General features: G+C 45.2%; 14 protein-coding genes. 11 read left to right on the top strand and 3 right to left on the bottom strand.

The features are described 5' to 3' along the window. Positions 1-163: 163 nt before the first annotated feature. Positions 164-1,393 (bottom strand): hemolysin family protein, encoded by a 1,230-nt coding sequence (locus G475_RS0101125; protein ID WP_026699683.1) that lies wholly within the window; start codon positions 1,391-1,393, stop codon positions 164-166. 145 nt (positions 1,394-1,538) lie between these two features. Here G475_RS0101125 and G475_RS0101120 point away from each other — a divergent pair, with 145 nt between their 5' ends. The 6 genes from G475_RS0101120 (at position 1,539) to G475_RS0101095 (ending at position 9,038) form a co-directional block, all read left to right on the top strand. Beyond that, positions 1,539-1,811, top strand: coding sequence for a YhdT family protein (locus G475_RS0101120; protein ID WP_026699682.1), 273 nt, complete (start codon positions 1,539-1,541; stop codon positions 1,809-1,811). Next, entirely contained in the window at positions 1,808-3,259 is a 1,452-nt protein-coding gene (gene panF, locus G475_RS0101115) for a sodium/pantothenate symporter (RefSeq protein WP_026699681.1), read from the top strand. Before G475_RS0101120 ends, panF begins: the two co-directional genes overlap by 4 nt. A 452-nt stretch (positions 3,260-3,711) precedes the next feature. Continuing rightward, complete coding sequence (locus tag G475_RS0101110) at positions 3,712-4,914, top strand: S-layer homology domain-containing protein (protein WP_169728498.1); 1,203 nt, start codon at positions 3,712-3,714, stop codon at positions 4,912-4,914. Between the two features lie 141 nt (positions 4,915-5,055). Beyond that, on the top strand, positions 5,056-5,505 hold the full coding sequence (locus G475_RS0101105) for a DUF2188 domain-containing protein (protein ID WP_026699679.1): 450 nt from the start codon (positions 5,056-5,058) through the stop codon (positions 5,503-5,505). 224 nt (positions 5,506-5,729) lie between these two features. After that, positions 5,730-7,781: a beta-galactosidase gene (locus G475_RS0101100; RefSeq protein WP_026699678.1), complete on the top strand. Its 2,052-nt coding sequence runs from the start codon at positions 5,730-5,732 to the stop codon at positions 7,779-7,781. A 36-nt stretch (positions 7,782-7,817) separates the two neighbouring features. Then, complete coding sequence (locus G475_RS0101095; RefSeq protein ID WP_026699677.1) at positions 7,818-9,038, top strand: ROK family transcriptional regulator; 1,221 nt, start codon at positions 7,818-7,820, stop codon at positions 9,036-9,038. 288 nt (positions 9,039-9,326) lie between these two features. Here the strand turns inward: G475_RS0101095 and aldA are convergent, their stop codons facing one another. Further along, on the bottom strand, positions 9,327-10,775 hold the full coding sequence (gene aldA / locus G475_RS0101090) for an aldehyde dehydrogenase (RefSeq protein WP_026699676.1): 1,449 nt from the start codon (positions 10,773-10,775) through the stop codon (positions 9,327-9,329). Positions 10,776-10,894: 119 nt separating this feature from the next. Between aldA and nagZ the strand changes: the two genes are divergently transcribed. The 4 genes from nagZ to G475_RS0101070 all read left to right on the top strand — a co-directional run bounded on the left by nagZ (position 10,895) and on the right by G475_RS0101070 (position 14,955). Continuing rightward, positions 10,895-12,127, top strand: coding sequence for a beta-N-acetylhexosaminidase (gene nagZ / locus G475_RS0101085; RefSeq protein ID WP_026699675.1), 1,233 nt, complete (start codon positions 10,895-10,897; stop codon positions 12,125-12,127). Positions 12,128-12,420: 293 nt separating this feature from the next. Beyond that, the gene (locus G475_RS0101080; protein WP_156911593.1) at positions 12,421-13,236 is read left to right on the top strand and encodes a hypothetical protein; all 816 of its coding nucleotides are present in this window, start codon (positions 12,421-12,423) and stop codon (positions 13,234-13,236) included. A gap of 39 nt (positions 13,237-13,275) precedes the next feature. Continuing rightward, positions 13,276-13,704 carry a hypothetical protein gene (locus G475_RS0101075; RefSeq protein ID WP_026699673.1) on the top strand — a complete coding sequence of 143 codons (429 nt, stop codon included), beginning with the start codon at positions 13,276-13,278 and terminating at the stop codon, positions 13,702-13,704. A 204-nt stretch (positions 13,705-13,908) separates the two neighbouring features. Then, positions 13,909-14,955 carry an aldo/keto reductase gene (locus G475_RS0101070; RefSeq protein ID WP_026699672.1) on the top strand — a complete coding sequence of 349 codons (1,047 nt, stop codon included), beginning with the start codon at positions 13,909-13,911 and terminating at the stop codon, positions 14,953-14,955. A gap of 58 nt (positions 14,956-15,013) precedes the next feature. On the opposite strand, the gene G475_RS23940 is transcribed toward G475_RS0101070, so the two are convergent. Next, entirely contained in the window at positions 15,014-16,219 is a 1,206-nt protein-coding gene (locus tag G475_RS23940) for an ROK family transcriptional regulator (RefSeq protein WP_051302028.1), read from the bottom strand. A gap of 283 nt (positions 16,220-16,502) precedes the next feature. Here G475_RS23940 and G475_RS0101060 point away from each other — a divergent pair, with 283 nt between their 5' ends. Further along, positions 16,503-17,615 (top strand): TRAP transporter substrate-binding protein, encoded by a 1,113-nt coding sequence (locus G475_RS0101060; RefSeq protein WP_026699671.1) that lies wholly within the window; start codon positions 16,503-16,505, stop codon positions 17,613-17,615. The last annotated feature ends 23 nt before the right edge of the window (positions 17,616-17,638 follow it).

Raw genomic sequence — 17,638 nt, 5'->3', positions numbered from 1 at the left:
GCACGGGTTCAAGGATAGAACCTCGTGCCATTTATTCTGGATAGGGAGCACCTTTTCCCGCTTATAAAACACAGAAACAATTCTTCTCAAGGTATGACGGAAACAACACCAATCTGAATCTTCGTTTTTAGACAATGAACAGTTCGCGATGAACTTAGTCGTTCTACTCGGGAAGCTTCTTGATTTTCACTTGTTCAATGCGGTTTTTGTCCATTTTTATGATCTCAAAGAATAGTGAATGATATTCTAATGTTTCCCCTTCTCCCGGAATATGCTCCATCTCTTTATAAAGAAATCCGGCGATGATATCCTCTTCTTCTGGTATACGGGAACGAAACAAGTCATTGAGGCGGCGTATGCCTAATTTGCCGTGACAGACGATGTGGTCCTCTGACAGTTCCTTAATCAAGACATCCTCTTCTTCATCCGTTTCGTCAGCTATCTCCTGGCCGATCATCGCTTCAATGATATCTTCATGGCTGATAATCCCTGTCGTTCCCCCGTATTCATCCAGAACAATGGCGAGGTGTTTTTTTTCTTTCAGCATCATTTTAAACACTTTTTCTATATTTGTTGTTTCCACAATGTATAAGGGGTAATTATCGGTGAAATCAGACAGGCTTTTTCCCGGAGCGTTTGCCCACTGCAGCAAAAGCTTGGAATGAAAGACTCCGATAATGTGATCCATATTCCCGTCATACACCGGATAGCGTGTGTGATTGTGCTTCAAAATAATGGCTTCTGCTTCTTTGTAACTGCTTTCGGCGGGAATACCGACAATATCCATTCGTGGTGTTTTTAATGCATCCTTAACGTCTTTATTATAAAAATCAATGACCCCTTTAATACGCTGGGTTTCTTCCGTTTCAAATGTGCCTTCAGAGGATCCGATATCGACCATTGTTTTTAATTCTTCTTTGGAAAAGGAAATCTGTTCTTTCTGCCCTTTTGATATGACTCGGATGACGGCTCCTGTAAAGAGGGAAAGCAGAGCAGTTAACGGCTTGAATATCGTCATGATAAACCGTATGACCGGTGCCACCAAGTAGGCAATTTTGTCAGCGAACGTTGCAGCTATCGATTTTGGGAGCACCTCGGAAAATACAATGATTACAACTGTCAACACGGCTGTAGCCAGGCCGACGTTCACTCCATAATCTAACGCAGCGATCGTAACAAGGGTTGGCAGCATAATGTTTGAAATGTTATTCCCGATCAGAATGGCCGTAATCAATTCATCCGGATGTGAAATCATATGTAACAGTTTTTTTGACGATGCTTCTCCATTTTCAGCTCTTGATTGTACTTTCATTTTATTCACAGCTGTAAGGGCGGTTTCACTTCCTGACAAAAAGAGAGAAACACATAGTAGGAAAATGATTGCTGCGAGCATGAACTGGTCCTCCATCAATAAAAGGTAGATCTTTCTTTTGTTTATTATACCCTGAACAAACATGTAGAAACATGGAACTCTTTTGTGTGAAAAAGCGAAAAGACATAGTAAAATCTTTATTAGAGATTTGATGAGGAGGATAAATATGCAGAACTTCGATTCCCGTTTTAGAACCGCTCATAAAGAAGCCTGGATCGGGGTGGGACTTGTCCTTTTTAATTTTCTCTGGTGGTTTGGGTTCGCCTACGGTCTGGGGTCGAAGCCGCCGGGGGAATACCACTATATACTCGGAATGCCGGCGTGGTTTTTTTACAGCTGTGCTTTAGGTTCCATTGTCATGATGGCGCTGGTCGCTTTTATTGTAAAAGCCTTTTTTAAAGAAGTGCCGCTGGAAGACGAGGAAGAGGGATCCTCATGAATTGGGGGGTAACGATTCCGCTGTTTTTGTTTCTGGTTGTTATTTTTGGAGTTGGGTTCTGGGCGGCCCGCCATATGGCAGCAAAGCGCGACTTCCTGCAGGAATACTTCCTCGGCAGCCGTGAACTCGGCGGGCTGATCCTTGCCATGACGATGATTGCGACTTATGGAAGCGCGAGCAGCTTTGTCGGCGGGCCCGGGGCTGCCTACAGTGAAGGTCTCGGCTGGGTCCTGCTTGCCATGTCCCAGGTCGCGACCGGATATTTTGTCCTGATGATTTTAGGGAAAAAATTTGCGATTAAGGCACGTCAATATAAGGCTGTGACCCTGGTTGATTATTTGAAGGGCCGCTACCAGAGTAAAGCTGTCGTACTACTTAGTGCTATCAGTATTATCATCTTTTTATTTTCTGCAATGGCAGCGCAATGGGTTGGCGGCGCCCGTCTGATTGAATCACTGACGGGACTGTCGTATACGTCGGCATTATTCATTTTTGCGGTTTCCGTGATTTTCTACGTTATCATTGGCGGTTTCCGTGCTGTCGTCGTCACCGATACCCTGCAGGGGATTGTTATGTTTTTCGGTACACTGATTATTCTGGTTGGAACCATCATCGCTGGAGGCGGCATAGGGAATATAATGACGGACCTTGCTTCTGAAAACCCGAATCTGGTGACTCCGTTCGGGCACGATGGAAGCTTAACGCCGCGCTATGTGTCCTCCTTCTGGATTCTTGTCGGAGTCGGAGTGATCGGTCTGCCGCAGGTTGCGGTGCGTGCCATGTCCTATAAAAGTGCAAAAGGGATGCACCGGGCATTAATCATCGGCACTATCGTCGTGGCGTTTATGATGTTTGGCATGCACCTTGTCGGAGTGATGGCCCGCCCTATTCTGCCCGGCATCGAAACGGCTGATTCTGTGATGCCGCAGATTGCCATGGAAGTACTGCCTGCCTGGCTCGCCGGACTTGTGCTTGCGGCCCCAATGGCTGCTATCATGTCAACGGTGGATTCCCTGCTGCTGCTCGTTAGTTCCACTGTCGTCAAAGATGTGTATTTGAATTATATGAATCCCGAAGCCACGCGTAAACAAGTAAAACGGATCAGCTTTGGCGTGACAGCCCTGCTCGGTATTACAGTATTTGCGATGTCGCTGACTCCGCCGGATTTATTGATATGGCTGAATTTGTTCGCTTTTGGCGGTCTCGAGTCCGCCTTTATCTGGCCGGTGGTGCTCGGGTTATACTGGACGAAAGGAAACAAATATGGGGCAATGGCTTCGATTATTATTGGAGTGGGGGCCTACAGTCTTATTCATAACCTTTGGCCGGAACCGTTTGGGATGCACACTGTTACGCTCCCGGTCCTGTTATCGTTTGCCGGCTACATCATTGGAAGCCTGGCTGTCCGGCGGAAAAGGGCAGACCTGCAAGCTGCAGAACAGCCCTGATCCTCAAAAAGCACTCGGTTAGCCCCGGTTGAACTATGAAAAGGAACGGTATATGGATGGAAAGTGATTGTTAAAGCAGGGCTTACCGTTACTTTGTTATTCTGGAATGAAAAAAGCAATCGTAAGAGCCGCAGTTACCTTTACATTCCATAAGAAAAACTGAAATTGTAACGTTAAGCAGGCGGAGCGTTTCTATATCACTGCCCCGCCGCTACGGCACCGCGGTGGATGTTATCGATACGATGGCTTATGGTACGATGAATGGAGATAAAGTATTGGAACAGGCATTGCAGTGGCATGAATTCGTAGAAAAGCTCAGGGCGCCTGCCCCTGGGCTTTTTTCCCTTTATGTGTTGATAATGGAACCGTCATGCCATACGATAAAATGGAAAGGTTCAGCTGTTAAAGGGGGCGATAGACTTATATATTTTCAAAAAGAAGGAGGGGTTGTCGTGCGCACGAAAACAAAGGTTTCTTTGCATCTATTCATAGGAACTTTATTGTTATCATCCTTTGGAGTTGTCAGCCAATTAAATGTCCCGCCGGCAGCAGCGGCAGAAGATTTTCGTGATGTTTCCGAAGAGTACTGGGCTTCGGATTCTATCCAGCGTCTTTCAGAACAGAACATAGTAAACGGGTATAAGGATGATACATACCGCCCTGGAGAAAATATGAACCGTGGCCAGACAGCGGCGATGCTTGCTAATGCTTTTGATCTTGAGGTGGATCCTTCGGCGGAAGCTCCTTTTGATGATCTCACAGAAGAAAGTTATTTTACGCCGGCTGCAGCTGCGATAAAAAAAGAAGGTTTAATAAAGGGACGGGAAAATAATACACAATTTGCTCCAGCAATGGAGCTGTCTCGTGAACAAATGGCTACCATTATGGTACGGGCTTTTGATTTGGAAGAAATAGAAGGAAGCGGCGCCGGGATTACAGATCTAGAAGAAGCCAACGAGAGTCATAGAAATAATATCGAAATTCTTGCGCAATATGATATTACCAGCACGGAAGATGGCAGTTTCCGGCCGCTGGAGTCTGTGACCCGGGCGCAGTTTGCAGTATTTCTGGAGAGAGCTCTCGCTGTTGATTATTCCCTGGAACAAGGCATCACAGGGGTGGAGGCGGTGGACAGCACGACAGTAGATGTCACCTTCAACCAATCTGTAAATAGCGCAGTTCCCGGTGACTTTTCCTTTGACCCCGCATTGAATGTAGTGGGGGCGGAAGTGACCGAAAGCAGTAATGCCGAAAGCATTGTCCGCCTAACGACGGAAAAGCTGGAAAAGGCAAAAGATTATCATTTGTATTATAAAAACAGTTTAACCAGTGGAAAAATAGCCGGGGAGGAGAACGCAGCGGCCGCCCCGGTTGTAGAAGATGTGATGGGTGAAGGATTAAAAGAAGTAACCATTACATTTAGTCAGAATGCAGCAGACCAGGAGATCATTAGTAACTTAAACGCTTATACGCTGCAGGACAGGAACGGAAATGTGATCCCCATTGAAAGAGGGAGTGTGGAAGGGGACGTAGTGCGGCTGATCCTTGTAGAACCTCGTGCCGAGCAGGAATCAGCAGAGCTGAAAATCTCAGAGGCAGTAGTGGAGAAAGAAGAGATTTATCATATCGCGTTCTACGACGAGGCAGCAGAGTAGAATTTGGCACGGATGAGTCCGTATGTGCCGGCCGGTATTATTTAATCAAACGTTTGTTTTAATTGCAGAATAGGGGTTTGAAAGGCGGGAAAACTGGAAATAGATTTTTATGAACGATGATGAAAAGAAGGAGGCTCCAGTATGCCTTGGACATTAAACGACTATCCATCGTCATTAAAAAATCTGGATAAACCCGAGCGGAAAAAGGCCATTGATATTGCTAATGCAATGCTGGATGAAGGATATAAGGAAGGACGGGCTATTCCGATTGCAACCGAGCAGGCGAAAGAATGGTATGAAAATGCGTCAGAGGAAGATATCAATGAGTTAATGAAAGAGGTGGACCCAACCGAGCGATCTGAAGAAGGAAAGCGGTACAAGAACCGCCCCGAACTGCTGGACCGCGCAGAGATGGTTCTAGCCCATGAAGACGGATGGGCAGTACAAGCCAATGGAGCCGAAAAACCGGACGAGGTGTTTGATCAAAAATCAGATGCAATCAACCGGGCGAAAGAGATAGCAGAGAACAAAGGAACAGAAGCAGTAATATACAGAAAAGACGGCGAGGAAGAGACACGCCATTCGTATTAAAGAAGCACGGCCGGTAATGAGAACCATTCATTATCGGCCGTTTTTTAAGGCAAATACGTATCTAAAATAAATTAATTTAATTAATTTATTGAAGAGTGAACGGAAACCCGGTACAATTTATATTGAAAGCGATTCCATGATTTTCTGCATAGCATGTGTAAGCTTGTTTTACGCTTACACTTTTTCTTTATCGAAATCGAAGGAAAAGGGAGTGGTGGTTTGGCATGATAAATAAACAGCTGCCAAAAATCTGGTTTGGCGGGGATTACAATCCGGAACAATGGGACGAAAGTGTCTGGAATGAAGATGTTCGCATGTTTAAGCTTGCAGGCATTGATGTTGCAACCTTGAATGTATTTTCCTGGGCCCTTAATCAGCCGGATGAAGATACATATAGGTTCGAATGGCTGGATGAACAGATTGACCGCCTCTACCAAAGTGGAATATACACCTGCCTGGCTACAAGTACAGCGGCTCACCCAGCCTGGATGGCAAGAAAGTATCCTGACATCCTCCGGGTGGACTTCTACGGGCGGAAACGAAAATTCGGCGGCAGACACAATTCCTGTCCCAACAGTCCAACCTACCGGAAATTTTCCGAGAAAATAGCTGGAAAACTGGCGGAACGGTACAAAGACCATCCAGGCGTATTAATCTGGCACGTCTCCAACGAATACGGCGGCTATTGTTATTGCGATCAATGTGAGGCCTCTTTCCGGAGGTGGCTGAAAGATAAGTATAAAACCCTGGAGGAATTAAACAGAGCCTGGAATACCCGCTTTTGGGGCCATACCTTTTATGACTGGGAAGAAATTGTACTGCCGAATATATTAAGTGAGGAAAGGGAAGGAAAGGAAACTGATTTCCAGGGCATATCTTTAGATTACCGGCGGTTTATGTCTGACAGCTTGCTCGAATGCTTTCAGCTGGAAGATCAGGCGATTAAAAAACATACCCCTGATACGCCCGTGACCACTAATCTTATGGGAACCTATCCTATGCTTGATTATTTTAAATGGGGCCGGGAAATGGATGTGGTTTCATGGGATAATTACCCGGCGATGGATACACCGGTCAGCCGCACCGCGATGACTCACGATTTAATGAGAGGATTAAAGAGCGGCCAGCCCTTTATGCTGATGGAACAGACCCCGAGTCAGCAGAACTGGCAGCCTTATAATTCTTTGAAAAGACCGGGCGTTATGAGATTGTGGAGTTACCAGGCCGTGGCAAGGGGAGCGGATACAGTTCTGTTTTTTCAACTACGGCGTTCCATCGGTGCCACAGAAAAGTACCACGGGGCTGTCATTGAACATGTCGGCCATGAGCATACACGAGTGTTCAAGGAAACCGCAGCATTGGGAAAAGAACTGGAAGAGCTGTCCGACGCTTTGTTAAACAGCCGTATTCATGCAAAGGCGGCGATTGTGTTCGACTGGGAAAACCGGTGGGCCGTTGATTTATCAAGCGGTCCATCCGTGGCACTTGACTATGTAACAGAGATCCACAAGTATTACGATGCGCTGTACCAGCAGAATATTCAGGTGGATATGATTGGCATCGAGGAGGACCTCAGCCAATATGACCTGATCATTGCCCCCGTTTTATATATGGTGAAAAAAGGTTATGCCGATAAACTGAAAACGTTTGTGAACAACGGCGGCACGTTTGTAACAACATTTTTCAGCGGACTGGTCAATGAGCATGATAGGGTCACATTGGGAGGCTACCCCGGGGAATTAAGAAGTCTGCTTGGCATTTGGGCGGAAGAGATAGATGCCCTCCCTCCTGAGGAGAAAAATCAAATCGTCATGAAAGAAACATGGGACCATGGAAAAAAAGAATATAACTGCCATTTATTATTTGATTTAATTCACTCGGAAGGTGCTGACGTTCTTGCGGAATACGGTTCCGATTTTTACAAGGGAATGCCTGTTTTAACCAGGAATAACTATGGCAGCGGAAAGGCTTATTATGTAGCTTCCAGTCCGGAAGGGGCATTTCTGCAGGATTTTCTGGCAGCGCTTTGTGAGAAAAAAGGAATCACTCCTCTTGTAAAGCAGGCGGAGGAAGGTGTGGAAACAACCGAGCGGCGCAAGGGCAGCAAATCGTATTTATTTATTTTAAATCATAACCCGCATGCCTCTTCCTTTGATGCAGGGGCCAGGGAGACACGGGATTTACTGACAGGAAAAACGGTCACAGGAAAGCACACCATCGCCCCTAAAGATGTTATGATTTTGGAAGAATCCAATCAAACTACAGATTTTCTGTGATATAATGGCGCAAATTACTTCGCGTGGAGGAACCCTATGGTACAAACCGGCAGCTTTCAATGGATGAAATCGTTAAATAAATCCGTCATTTTGAATAAAATACGCACCAGCGGGCCGATCTCACGGGCCCAGATCGCAAAAGACACAAAACTAACCCCTCCTACCGTCAGCAGTATTGTAAAAGAGTTGATTGAACAGGGATTTGTGAAAGAAAGCAGCCTCGGGATGTCCCAGGGCGGCCGCAAGCCAACCATGCTTGTCATAAATAGCAGCGAGTTTTTCGTTATCGGTATCGATGCCGGACCAAATGAGATGGAGATGATTTTATCCGATTTATCCGGAGATATTCTGTATGATTCACTAACTCCGATTACACATCCGATCAATGAGACCCAGTTTATGGATATGCTGAAAACAGATATACGGGAGTTTTTGAACAAATATAGCCATCTGAAGGAAAAAGTCATTGGGATCGGAGTGGCGATGCATGGGGTCGTGGATGTGACCTCCGGCATGTCCCTCTTTGCCCCGAATCTAAATTTACATGATATCCCCCTTAAAGAACAGCTGGAAGCGGAGTTTTCTTATCCAGTAAAGGTCGAAAACGATGCGCGGGCGATGGCTCTCGGAGAAGCCTGGTTTGGAGAAAGCGGCGGAGCGCACAGTATGATGGCCGTAAACATCGGCCGCGGCATCGGTGCCGGTATGGTGATAGATGGAAAGCTGTACCACGGAGAATTTGATACGGCCGGGGAAGTCGGTCACATGACGATCGACATTCACGGGAAAAAATGCCAGTGCGGCAATGAGGGCTGCTTACAGACAGTCGCTTCCGGTCCGGCTATCGCCGAAAAAGCGGTGCAGGCCCTGGAGGCCGGAGAGAAAAGTGTACTGGCAGAGAAGGCGCAAACGGAAGACAGCGGAATCACCGGCGAGCTGGTCTATCGGGCAGCCCTGGAAAACGATGAATTGTGCGTGGCACTGCTGGAAGAAACGGGAAGGTATATTGGTATCGGCCTGACTAATTTAATCCATGTGATAAATCCAGGAAAAATTGTTATCGGCGGCGGTGTATCCAAAGCAGACCGGTTTATCCTCCCGTCGATGAAGGAAGAAATTGAGCAGCGGGCCCTCACTTCCAAAGCGAAGCACACCGACGTCACGGTGTCTAAGCTTGGGGACCGGGCCACCTCTCTGGGGGCGGTGTCCCTCGTGCTGGTGGAGTTATTTGATCCGGAAGTGATCGCGGCACAGTGATCCGAAGGCCGGTGGTCCTCCACAACCCAGCTGCTGGCGTGTTGAATAGGACATTTGATCCGCTATTTCATTGAATTGTACCATTTTGAAGGGGAGTTCGGACATTTGTTCCGTTAATTCCTCTTTTTAATGTAAAAGAAGCGGTCCAGAGCCCTGATAGCGGAACAAATGTCCGATAAAGGCGGTGCAAGCCGCTTATATCATCATTTAGCGGAATAAATGTCCGATAGGTAAACCGTATCTTGTCTGTTCATAACATAGCGCCAAGTATTCTCGACTATTTTTTTCTTATTGAATATCATCTTTATACTGCATGTAAATAACATGCGTTTCAAGATGTTCTTCAAGGCCGTGACGGCCGTCGGCGCCGCCGATGCCGGATTGCTTCCGGCCGGCGTGGAACCCTTGAATGGCTTCAAAGTTTTCACGGTTCACGAATGTTTCGCCGAAATCCAGTTCATTGGCGGCTCTCATCACTTCATGCATATTTTCGCTGAAGATGGAAGAGGAGAGGCCGTATTCCGTATCATTTGCTTTTTCAAGCACCTCATCCATTGTGCGGAAGGTTACAATCGGAAGGACCGGGCCGAAAATTTCGTTCTGGATCACGTTCATGTCCTGGGAGACGTTCGTTAATACTGTCGGCTCAAAGTAATAGCCGCTGCTGTTGTCTGCAGGACGGCCGCCTGTTTCTACGGAAGCTCCTGCCGTCACTGCTTCTGTTACCATGTCGTGGACATTATCCAGCTGCTCCTGGTTTACAAGTGGACCGATCTCCGCATCGCTGTCCTGCAGCGGATTGCCGTAACCGGCATTTTTCATTTTCTCGGTGATCCGTTTGGTGAACTCCTCTGCCACGTCTTCATGAACATAAACACGTTCGGCATTGGTACAGGCCTGCCCGTTATTAATAGTCCGGGACTGATAAATGTTTTCCACCGCCGTATCGAGATCTGCATGCTTGGTCACAATCGCAGGCGCTTTGCCGCCGAGTTCGAGATTTACCTTCGTCATGCTTTGAGCAGCTGCCTCCATGACCGCAGTACCGGCCGGTTTGCTTCCTGTCATCGAAACCATGCCGATGTTTTCATGGGAAGCAAGTGTGTTTCCTACCGTTGACCCTTTTCCATACACAATATTTAACACGCCTTCCGGAAGCCCTGTATCATGAATGAGTTTCATCATTTCCCCGGTCGCGTTCGGTGTGGCCTGCGCTGGTTTAATGACAGCGGTACAGCCTGTTAAAAGAGCCGGAGCAACTTTGCGGGCGAAGATAAATATGGGGAAATTCCACGGAATGATGCCGCCAATGACTCCGATTGGCTTTTTCATAATGAAAATATTTTCATTCGGGCGGTCGCTGTTTAAGATTTCTCCCTCATATTTTCTTGCCCATCCTGCCATATAGCGGAAATAGTCCACCGCCGTATCCACTTCTGCTTCGGACAACGAGAGAACTTTCCCGTTTTCTTCCGTCAGCGTGCGGGCAATATGGTCTTTATTTTTTTCAAAAGCATCGGCGATTTTTGTTAAATAGGCGGCTCGTTCAGCCGTCGGGGTTTTACTCCAGGTCTTGAAAGCGGTGTGGGCAGCCTGTACGGCCTGTTCTGTTTCTTTTTTTGAACCGGAAGGGGTGGACGCAATGACTTTCTCCGTGGCCGGATTCAGAACTTCAATCGTTTCCTGATGCTCGGAAGGCACCCACGTTCCGTTTATATAATGATTATATGTTACCATGAACATACCTCCTAGCTTCATGTTGGAACACGTAACACGGACAATAGTGTGTCTGCTTTCAGGTCTGACATCATTTCTATTCCACAAGAAAGAATGATAAAAACATAGGGAGAGTTATCATGAAACGATTCCTTTTAGTTATAACGTTGATTGGCACGGCAGTTCTGGCCGGCTGTATGGAAGAAAACCATGCCCCGCCGGAGGCAGCCCCTTTTAAGACAGATACCTCGGAGGAGCCGCACAGGCAGGGCATAGAGGATCCGGTGAAAGCGAAGGTTCAATCCATGTCCTTGGAAGAAAAAGCAGCGCAGATGATGTATGTCGGAGTGCAGGGTACATCATTGTCGAGCGGGGAGCGGTCTATGATTCAAGAAGAGGCCGGCGGTATTTTTCTGCTCGGAGGAAACATAGAAAGCGCGGAGCAGCTGCGTCAGTACACGGCAGATATTATACAGGCGGATGAAAACGGCAGCATTCCACTATTTTTAGGAGTAGACGAAGAAGGGGGCTCTGTCAGCCGGATCCCGGATACGATAGAAAATTTTCCTCCCAATGCTGTCATTGGAGAATCGGCCGATGAGGAAGTAACGAAAGAGATAGGGCGCCTGCTGGCGGAAAAAGTAAAGGCCTTTCGCTTTAACATGGACTTTGCTCCGGTCCTGGATATTAACAATAACCCGGACAATCCCGTCATTGGCGATCGTTCTTTCGGGGATCATCCAGAGCTTGTCACCAGCCTTGGAACAGCTGTCATGCACGGAATTGCAGAAGAGCAGGTCATTCCAGTCGTAAAGCATTTCCCCGGACACGGTGATACCTCCACCGATTCTCATATCAGTCTGCCGAGGATAGATAAATCAAAACAGACAGTGAAATCGTTTGAAATGGCACCGTTTCGAAAAGCAATAAAGGAAGGAGCGGATATGGTGATGGTGGCCCATATTCTCTTTCCCCAGATCGATGATCAGTATCCTTCTTCGTTATCGAGGCCTATTATCACTGGTCTGCTGCGGGAAGATCTCAACTTTAATGGAGTGGTGATCACGGATGATATGACAATGGGTGCCATTGCCGAAAATTACGGTATGGCAGAGGCAGCTGTACGTTCCGTGAAAGCCGGGTCGGATATGGTGATGATGGCAGATACGCGGAATGGAAAGTTTTCGGAGGTGCAGCAGGCACTTGTCCAGGCAGTCGAACAAGGAGATATCGAAGAAACAAGGGTTGACCAGAGTGTAGAACGGATTCTCCGTTTAAAACAAAAATACGAGCTTGGAAACAAATCCGCACCCTCCGTGGATACCGGAGCACTGAATGAAAAGATCGAGGAAACGGTGGAAGGTCTCGAATAGCACTCTGTAAAGAGAATGTAACATTATTACCATTACTCCCAGCATCTCAGGCTGTACAGGAACAACAAAGAAATAGATGGGCGGGGCGGAGGCCTCGCCTTTTTTAATGCCTGGGTAGAGATTTCAATAAACGAGAAATCAAAAAGGATGAAACGATCCACCAATCTCTTTCGTCTAATATATTACAAAACGTTTACAGAACGTAAGGAATGCTGATACGATATTGTAAGAAAATACTGGAAAATGAAGGAGCTGCGGAAGCGCAAGAAGATAAAATGGAGGGGAATGCTGGGATGAAGAAATTTTTATATGTGACCATTTGGACATCGGTATTCACTTTGTCAGCTTGTGTAAACGGCGGGGCCGAAAAACCCCCTCATCAAGAAGCAAGCGGCATGGAACATGGGGAAAAGATAGTGGAAGCAAGGGGAGAAGACAAACAGCCGCAGGAGCAGTCAGATGAAAAGGGGAAGGCCCAAGAGAACGGGGTGGCTCCCGTGGTGAACGATGTGATTACTTCCGGTCATGAAACCTTATCAAAATATCATGACCAAGGCTGGCAGCGTGCTGATTTTAACATTGTCCAGGCAAAAAGTTTTTTAGAGGACCTGATCCCTGATGTATCGGAAGCAGCAGAAGAAGCGGAAGACGCTGTGTTGACGGAAGACCTGGAAGACATTCACGCCACCATCATCCAATTCAATAAAAGATTAGAGGAAAATATGCAAATAAGCGGAAGAGAAAGAGACCATTATTTCATGCCGCTGCTCCGTGATTTTCGTGAGCTTGACGAGTACATAAGAGAAATCGACGAATACGGAGCCCCAAACACCACAAATTATGTCCATGAACATATGAAGGAAGATATAACGGAAGGGAAAGCTGCTGAAATGTTCAAGCAGCTGCCTCCCCCTTCGCAAAAGTATATGGAAGAAGATCTTCAACTCGCGGAAGCTTTCGTTCAGAATGACACATTCAGGCAGGCCGTTCTCGAAGCAAGCAAACAACAGGAGCATTTCATGGAGTCCGACATTGAAGTGATTTTCGAAAAAATCGTATATGAAGATTACTCCAAAGAAGAAACGCTGGAGCAATTAAATAAAGGATAACGGAGTATTTTTCGGATGCTTTTTTAGAAAGGAGATTCTATGAAAATTCTTCATGCGTTTAAACCAACGAAAGCCAACGATTTGTTTAATTTTAGAATGTTGGCCTTGACGACCATTGCTTTTTTATTACACTTGGGAATTCTTTATTTTTCGAACCATTTTTACAGGGAAGGAAGACCTTCAAACTTTTCCACCTTTCCGGCAGAAATGATATTACCAGGAATCTTCCTTTTCTTTATTTACCTTATTTTTGTTCTTATTCCCGCAAGAATAATTTTTTTGACGAAACTGCCAATGGTCGTGAAATATGCCCTAGTAATAGCCATTCCTATGGTTATATTTCATTTGTTGGATGCAGAAAGAGAAGGGTTATTCAATTACGCCATGTACACCCTGCCTTTGTTTTGTCTGTTTGACTTATACGGAAGAATACATAAAGTATGTGAAGAAGAACCTGAATCGGTATAAAGGTTTCCTATTTCTTGGCTGTATTGAATGCTTCATATATTAAAGTGTGAACAGGGTATGTTTATAATAAAGGTCGCTCCTCCCCATTTGAGTAAGTTAGTTTAATAATTGACAAAAGATAAATGTTGATATACAGTTTACGTAACATTTCCTCTATTTGTTCTAAGGTTATGTAAAAAATAACGTAATGGAGGAGGAGTAAAAATGGAAAAGCGCAGGCTGGGAAAATCAGATTTGTACCTCAGCACAATTGGAATGGGGTGCTGGCAGTATGGAGGTGGCAATTACTGGGGAGACCAAAGTCAAAACGACGTAGATCAAATCGTTCATGAAGCCCTCGATTACGGGGTGAATTATTTTGACACTGCAGAAATTTATAATGACGGTAAAAGTGAAGAATCTCTGGGAGCAGCGTTGAAAGGACGGAGGTCCAAAGCTATCGTAGGTACTAAAGTAACACCGGCGAATGCTTTTCCGGATGATCTTAGACAAAGCTGTGAGGAAAGTTTAAAGCGTTTACAAACAGATTATATTGATTTGTATATGGTTCATTGGCCTGTGAATGCATTATCTATTCAACATTTTACGGAAGACAAGGATAAAATCAATCATCCGCCCGATATACGCGAGACTTTTAGCACATTAAAGGTATTGCAGTCCGAGGGAAAAATTCGGCATGTAGGAATCAGTAACCACGGAGTGGAACAAATGGAAGAACTGAGAGAACTGGGAGCGGATATTACAGCGAATGAGCTTCCATATAATCTATTTTCACGGGCAATAGAATATGAATTAACTTCATACTGCAGGCAGCATGACATGGGAGTTATTGGCTATATGCCGTTGCAGCAGGGACTATTGAGTGGAAAATATGTAGTGGAAGATATGAAACCGAAACAGGCGAGGTCCCGTCACTTCCATTATTCCCGCGGAGCACAATCCAGACACGGGGAAGAAGGAGTGGAACGTGAAATTAAAGAAGCGCTTAGCACGATTAGGGATTTATCTGTAGATCACGGAGTAAATCTTATTCCATTATCGTTAGCATGGGTGCTTTCGAATCCGGATATCACAACTACAATTGTTGGCTGCCGGAACAAAGAACAATTGCATCAGAATTTAGAAGGGGCATCCGGTCAGATACCGCAAGAACTTCTTGAAAAGTTAAATAAAGCAACAGAACGTATAAAGGAGAAACTTGGAAGTAGTCCAGACTATTATGAAAGCCGGCAGCACAGCAGAATACAATAAATAAAAAGCAGGGTATTCCTTATGGAATCACTCTGCTTTCTTTATGACGAATGATCTATTAATAGGAGGTATTTTCCAGATTGCTTATTGGAAAGTAACGATCGAGGGCGAAATTTGCTGCGCCTAAAGCGCCACCGATTTCTCCTAGATCTGCTGTTAACACATCGATACTAGAAACGATGCTTGGGAGTGCACGCTGCCGCATGATTTTGTTGGAAGTTTCAACAAACAGCCGGCTGGTACTGGGAATTGGTCCACCAAGAATAATCGTTTCGGGGTTAAAGGTGTTAGCAAGATTTGCCATGGTTATCCCTAAATAATTGGAAGCGGTATGAATAACCTCCATCGATAGTTCTTCTCCATTATCTGCTGCCCTGCAAACATCCATTGCTTTGATGGTTCGTGTATCTGTATCAGGCGGCAGGAGGCTCCCGGCATCTTCCCCGAATCGCACTGACTTTCTAATCTGTTTTTCAATAAAAGGAGTGGAGCAAAGCATTTGCAAGCATCCTTCATTACCGCAGGAACACAGGGGCCCCGATGGTTCTACAGTGGTGTGTCCAAGTTCCCCGGCGCCGCCGAAAGAATCGGTAATGAGCTGTCTGTCAATATAGAAACCTGCGCGGACTCCAGAACCAACCCCGATGTAAATTATGTTGGAAGAATTAGTTCCGGCGCCGAAACGACACTCCGCAAGACCGCGGGCGCGGTGTCTGTTCATTAAAATGATGGGAAGCTCCATATCTATGCTCATAATGTCGGCTACGTTTACGTTGAACCACTCAAGTGGCGGAGCGGCTTTAATGATATGGTCATTTTTTTCTACGAGTCCCGGGGTTCCAATTCCAAGTACGGGAAGTATAGGGCGGTTCAGTTCACGAATAAAGGAGTTAATGCTGGTTCTTAGTACTTCAAATGTATGAACAGCCGACTGTGTCTGTACAGGAACATCGGTTTCATCGATAACGTTGTCCAGAAGGTCGAAAGCACCGATTTTCCAGTGATTGTTATCCAAGTTGGCACCGATAACACATGTAGAAAAAGGTACTAATTCTAAAATAACTGCCGGACGACCTCCTGTAGACTGTTGTTTTTTTGTTTCTTTAATGATGCCGCTTTCAATAAGTTCAGAAATAACAAAAGATACAGTGGCTCTGCTGAAGCCGGTAAGTTCTGTGAGTTTCATCCTTGACATACTGCCGTAAATCCGAAGTGTCTGCATAATAGCAAGCTTACTGTTTTCACTTGATTTATTGAACTGCATCCTCAACACCCAAATTCTATATAAGATTTTTATTCTATTATAAAGATACTTAAGTAAAAAATTCAACATAAAGGAACTTTAAAACTCTATAATTATGATTTTTAGAGTTTAATAAGATGAAACTTAATTTATTTATTGACAAAAGTGGCGCATCCATATATAGTTGTTATAAAAGAAAGCGTTTTCAATAAAAGGAGGGTAATTTATGTAATCATAATATCCGAGGAGCAGTATCAGCCCTTGAGACGTGGATAAAATTAATCTTTCTAAGGAGGAAGAAACAATGAAAGGATTTCGAAACAATCTTTTATTTTTCTTTATGATAGGCGCACTTATTTTTATAGTTATCGGATGCGGTAGTCAGGAAGAAACGGAAAGTACGAGTGGTTCCAACAACAACGATACAGCAGATGAAGAAAAAGTGGAGACAGGAAAAGACAGTGAAGCAGAAGAAGACAGCAACAATGATGCTGAAGCAGAAAATCAGGAGACATACACATTGAAAATGGCATCACCGAGCAATCCCGAAGATACTATGGTGCAAGCCTTTTTCCATTTTGAAGAGATGGTAGAAGAAGAAAGCGATGGCAGAATTGAAGTAGAAGTGCAGCACAGCGGACAACTTGGAGGACAATCGGATTATATTGACGGGTTACAGCTTGGAAGTATTCAGGCAGCGGAAATCACAACCTCGGTTCTTTCTTCTTTGGATGATCGGATGTTAATTTTTGATATGCCTTATCTATCAGAGAGTATGGAACATCAGCGTGAAGTTATTCAAAGTGGACTGGGTGATGAATTGAGCAATGTGATGGAAGAAGAGGAAAATATTAAAATTGTCGGCTGGCTGCAAAGAAGTGCCAGAAATGTGTACAGTTCGGCAGGTCCGATTGAAACACCCGGAGATTTTGAAGGGTTGGATATACGAGTAATGGAAAGTCCGGTAATGACCAATACAATGGAACTGCTGGGAGCCAATCCAACCCCAATTGCAGCGGATGAACGTTACATGGCTCTGCAGACAGGAGTCGTTGACGCAGCGGAAAACAGTATCGCTTTAGTTTTAACCGAAAAAGAATACGAAGTAACGGATTATGTGTCTATGACACAGCATTTTATGACTCCAAATACCATTGCGATGGATCAAAATTTCTTTGAGTCTCTCCCGGAAGACCTTCAGGAAATCATCACAAATGCGGGAGAAGAGGCTGGTAAGTTTGCCTATGAAGAAGAGCAGCGGCAAGTGGATGAAGCCGTAAGTGAATTGGAAGAAGTCGGAATGGAAGTAAACTTTATTAAAGATAAATCTTCCTTTAAAGAAGCGGTGCAGCCAATCTACGATGAATACGAAGAAGAAATCGGCAAAGAATATTTCGATTATTTCGACAATAATTAACAAACCAATGTACCCGGATAAAG

This window comes from Salibacterium aidingense DSM 18341, from assembly GCF_000429685.1.
Taxonomy (GTDB): domain Bacteria; phylum Bacillota; class Bacilli; order Bacillales; family Marinococcaceae; genus Salibacterium; species Salibacterium aidingense.
This window is presented reverse-complemented; position numbering and strand designations above follow the sequence as displayed.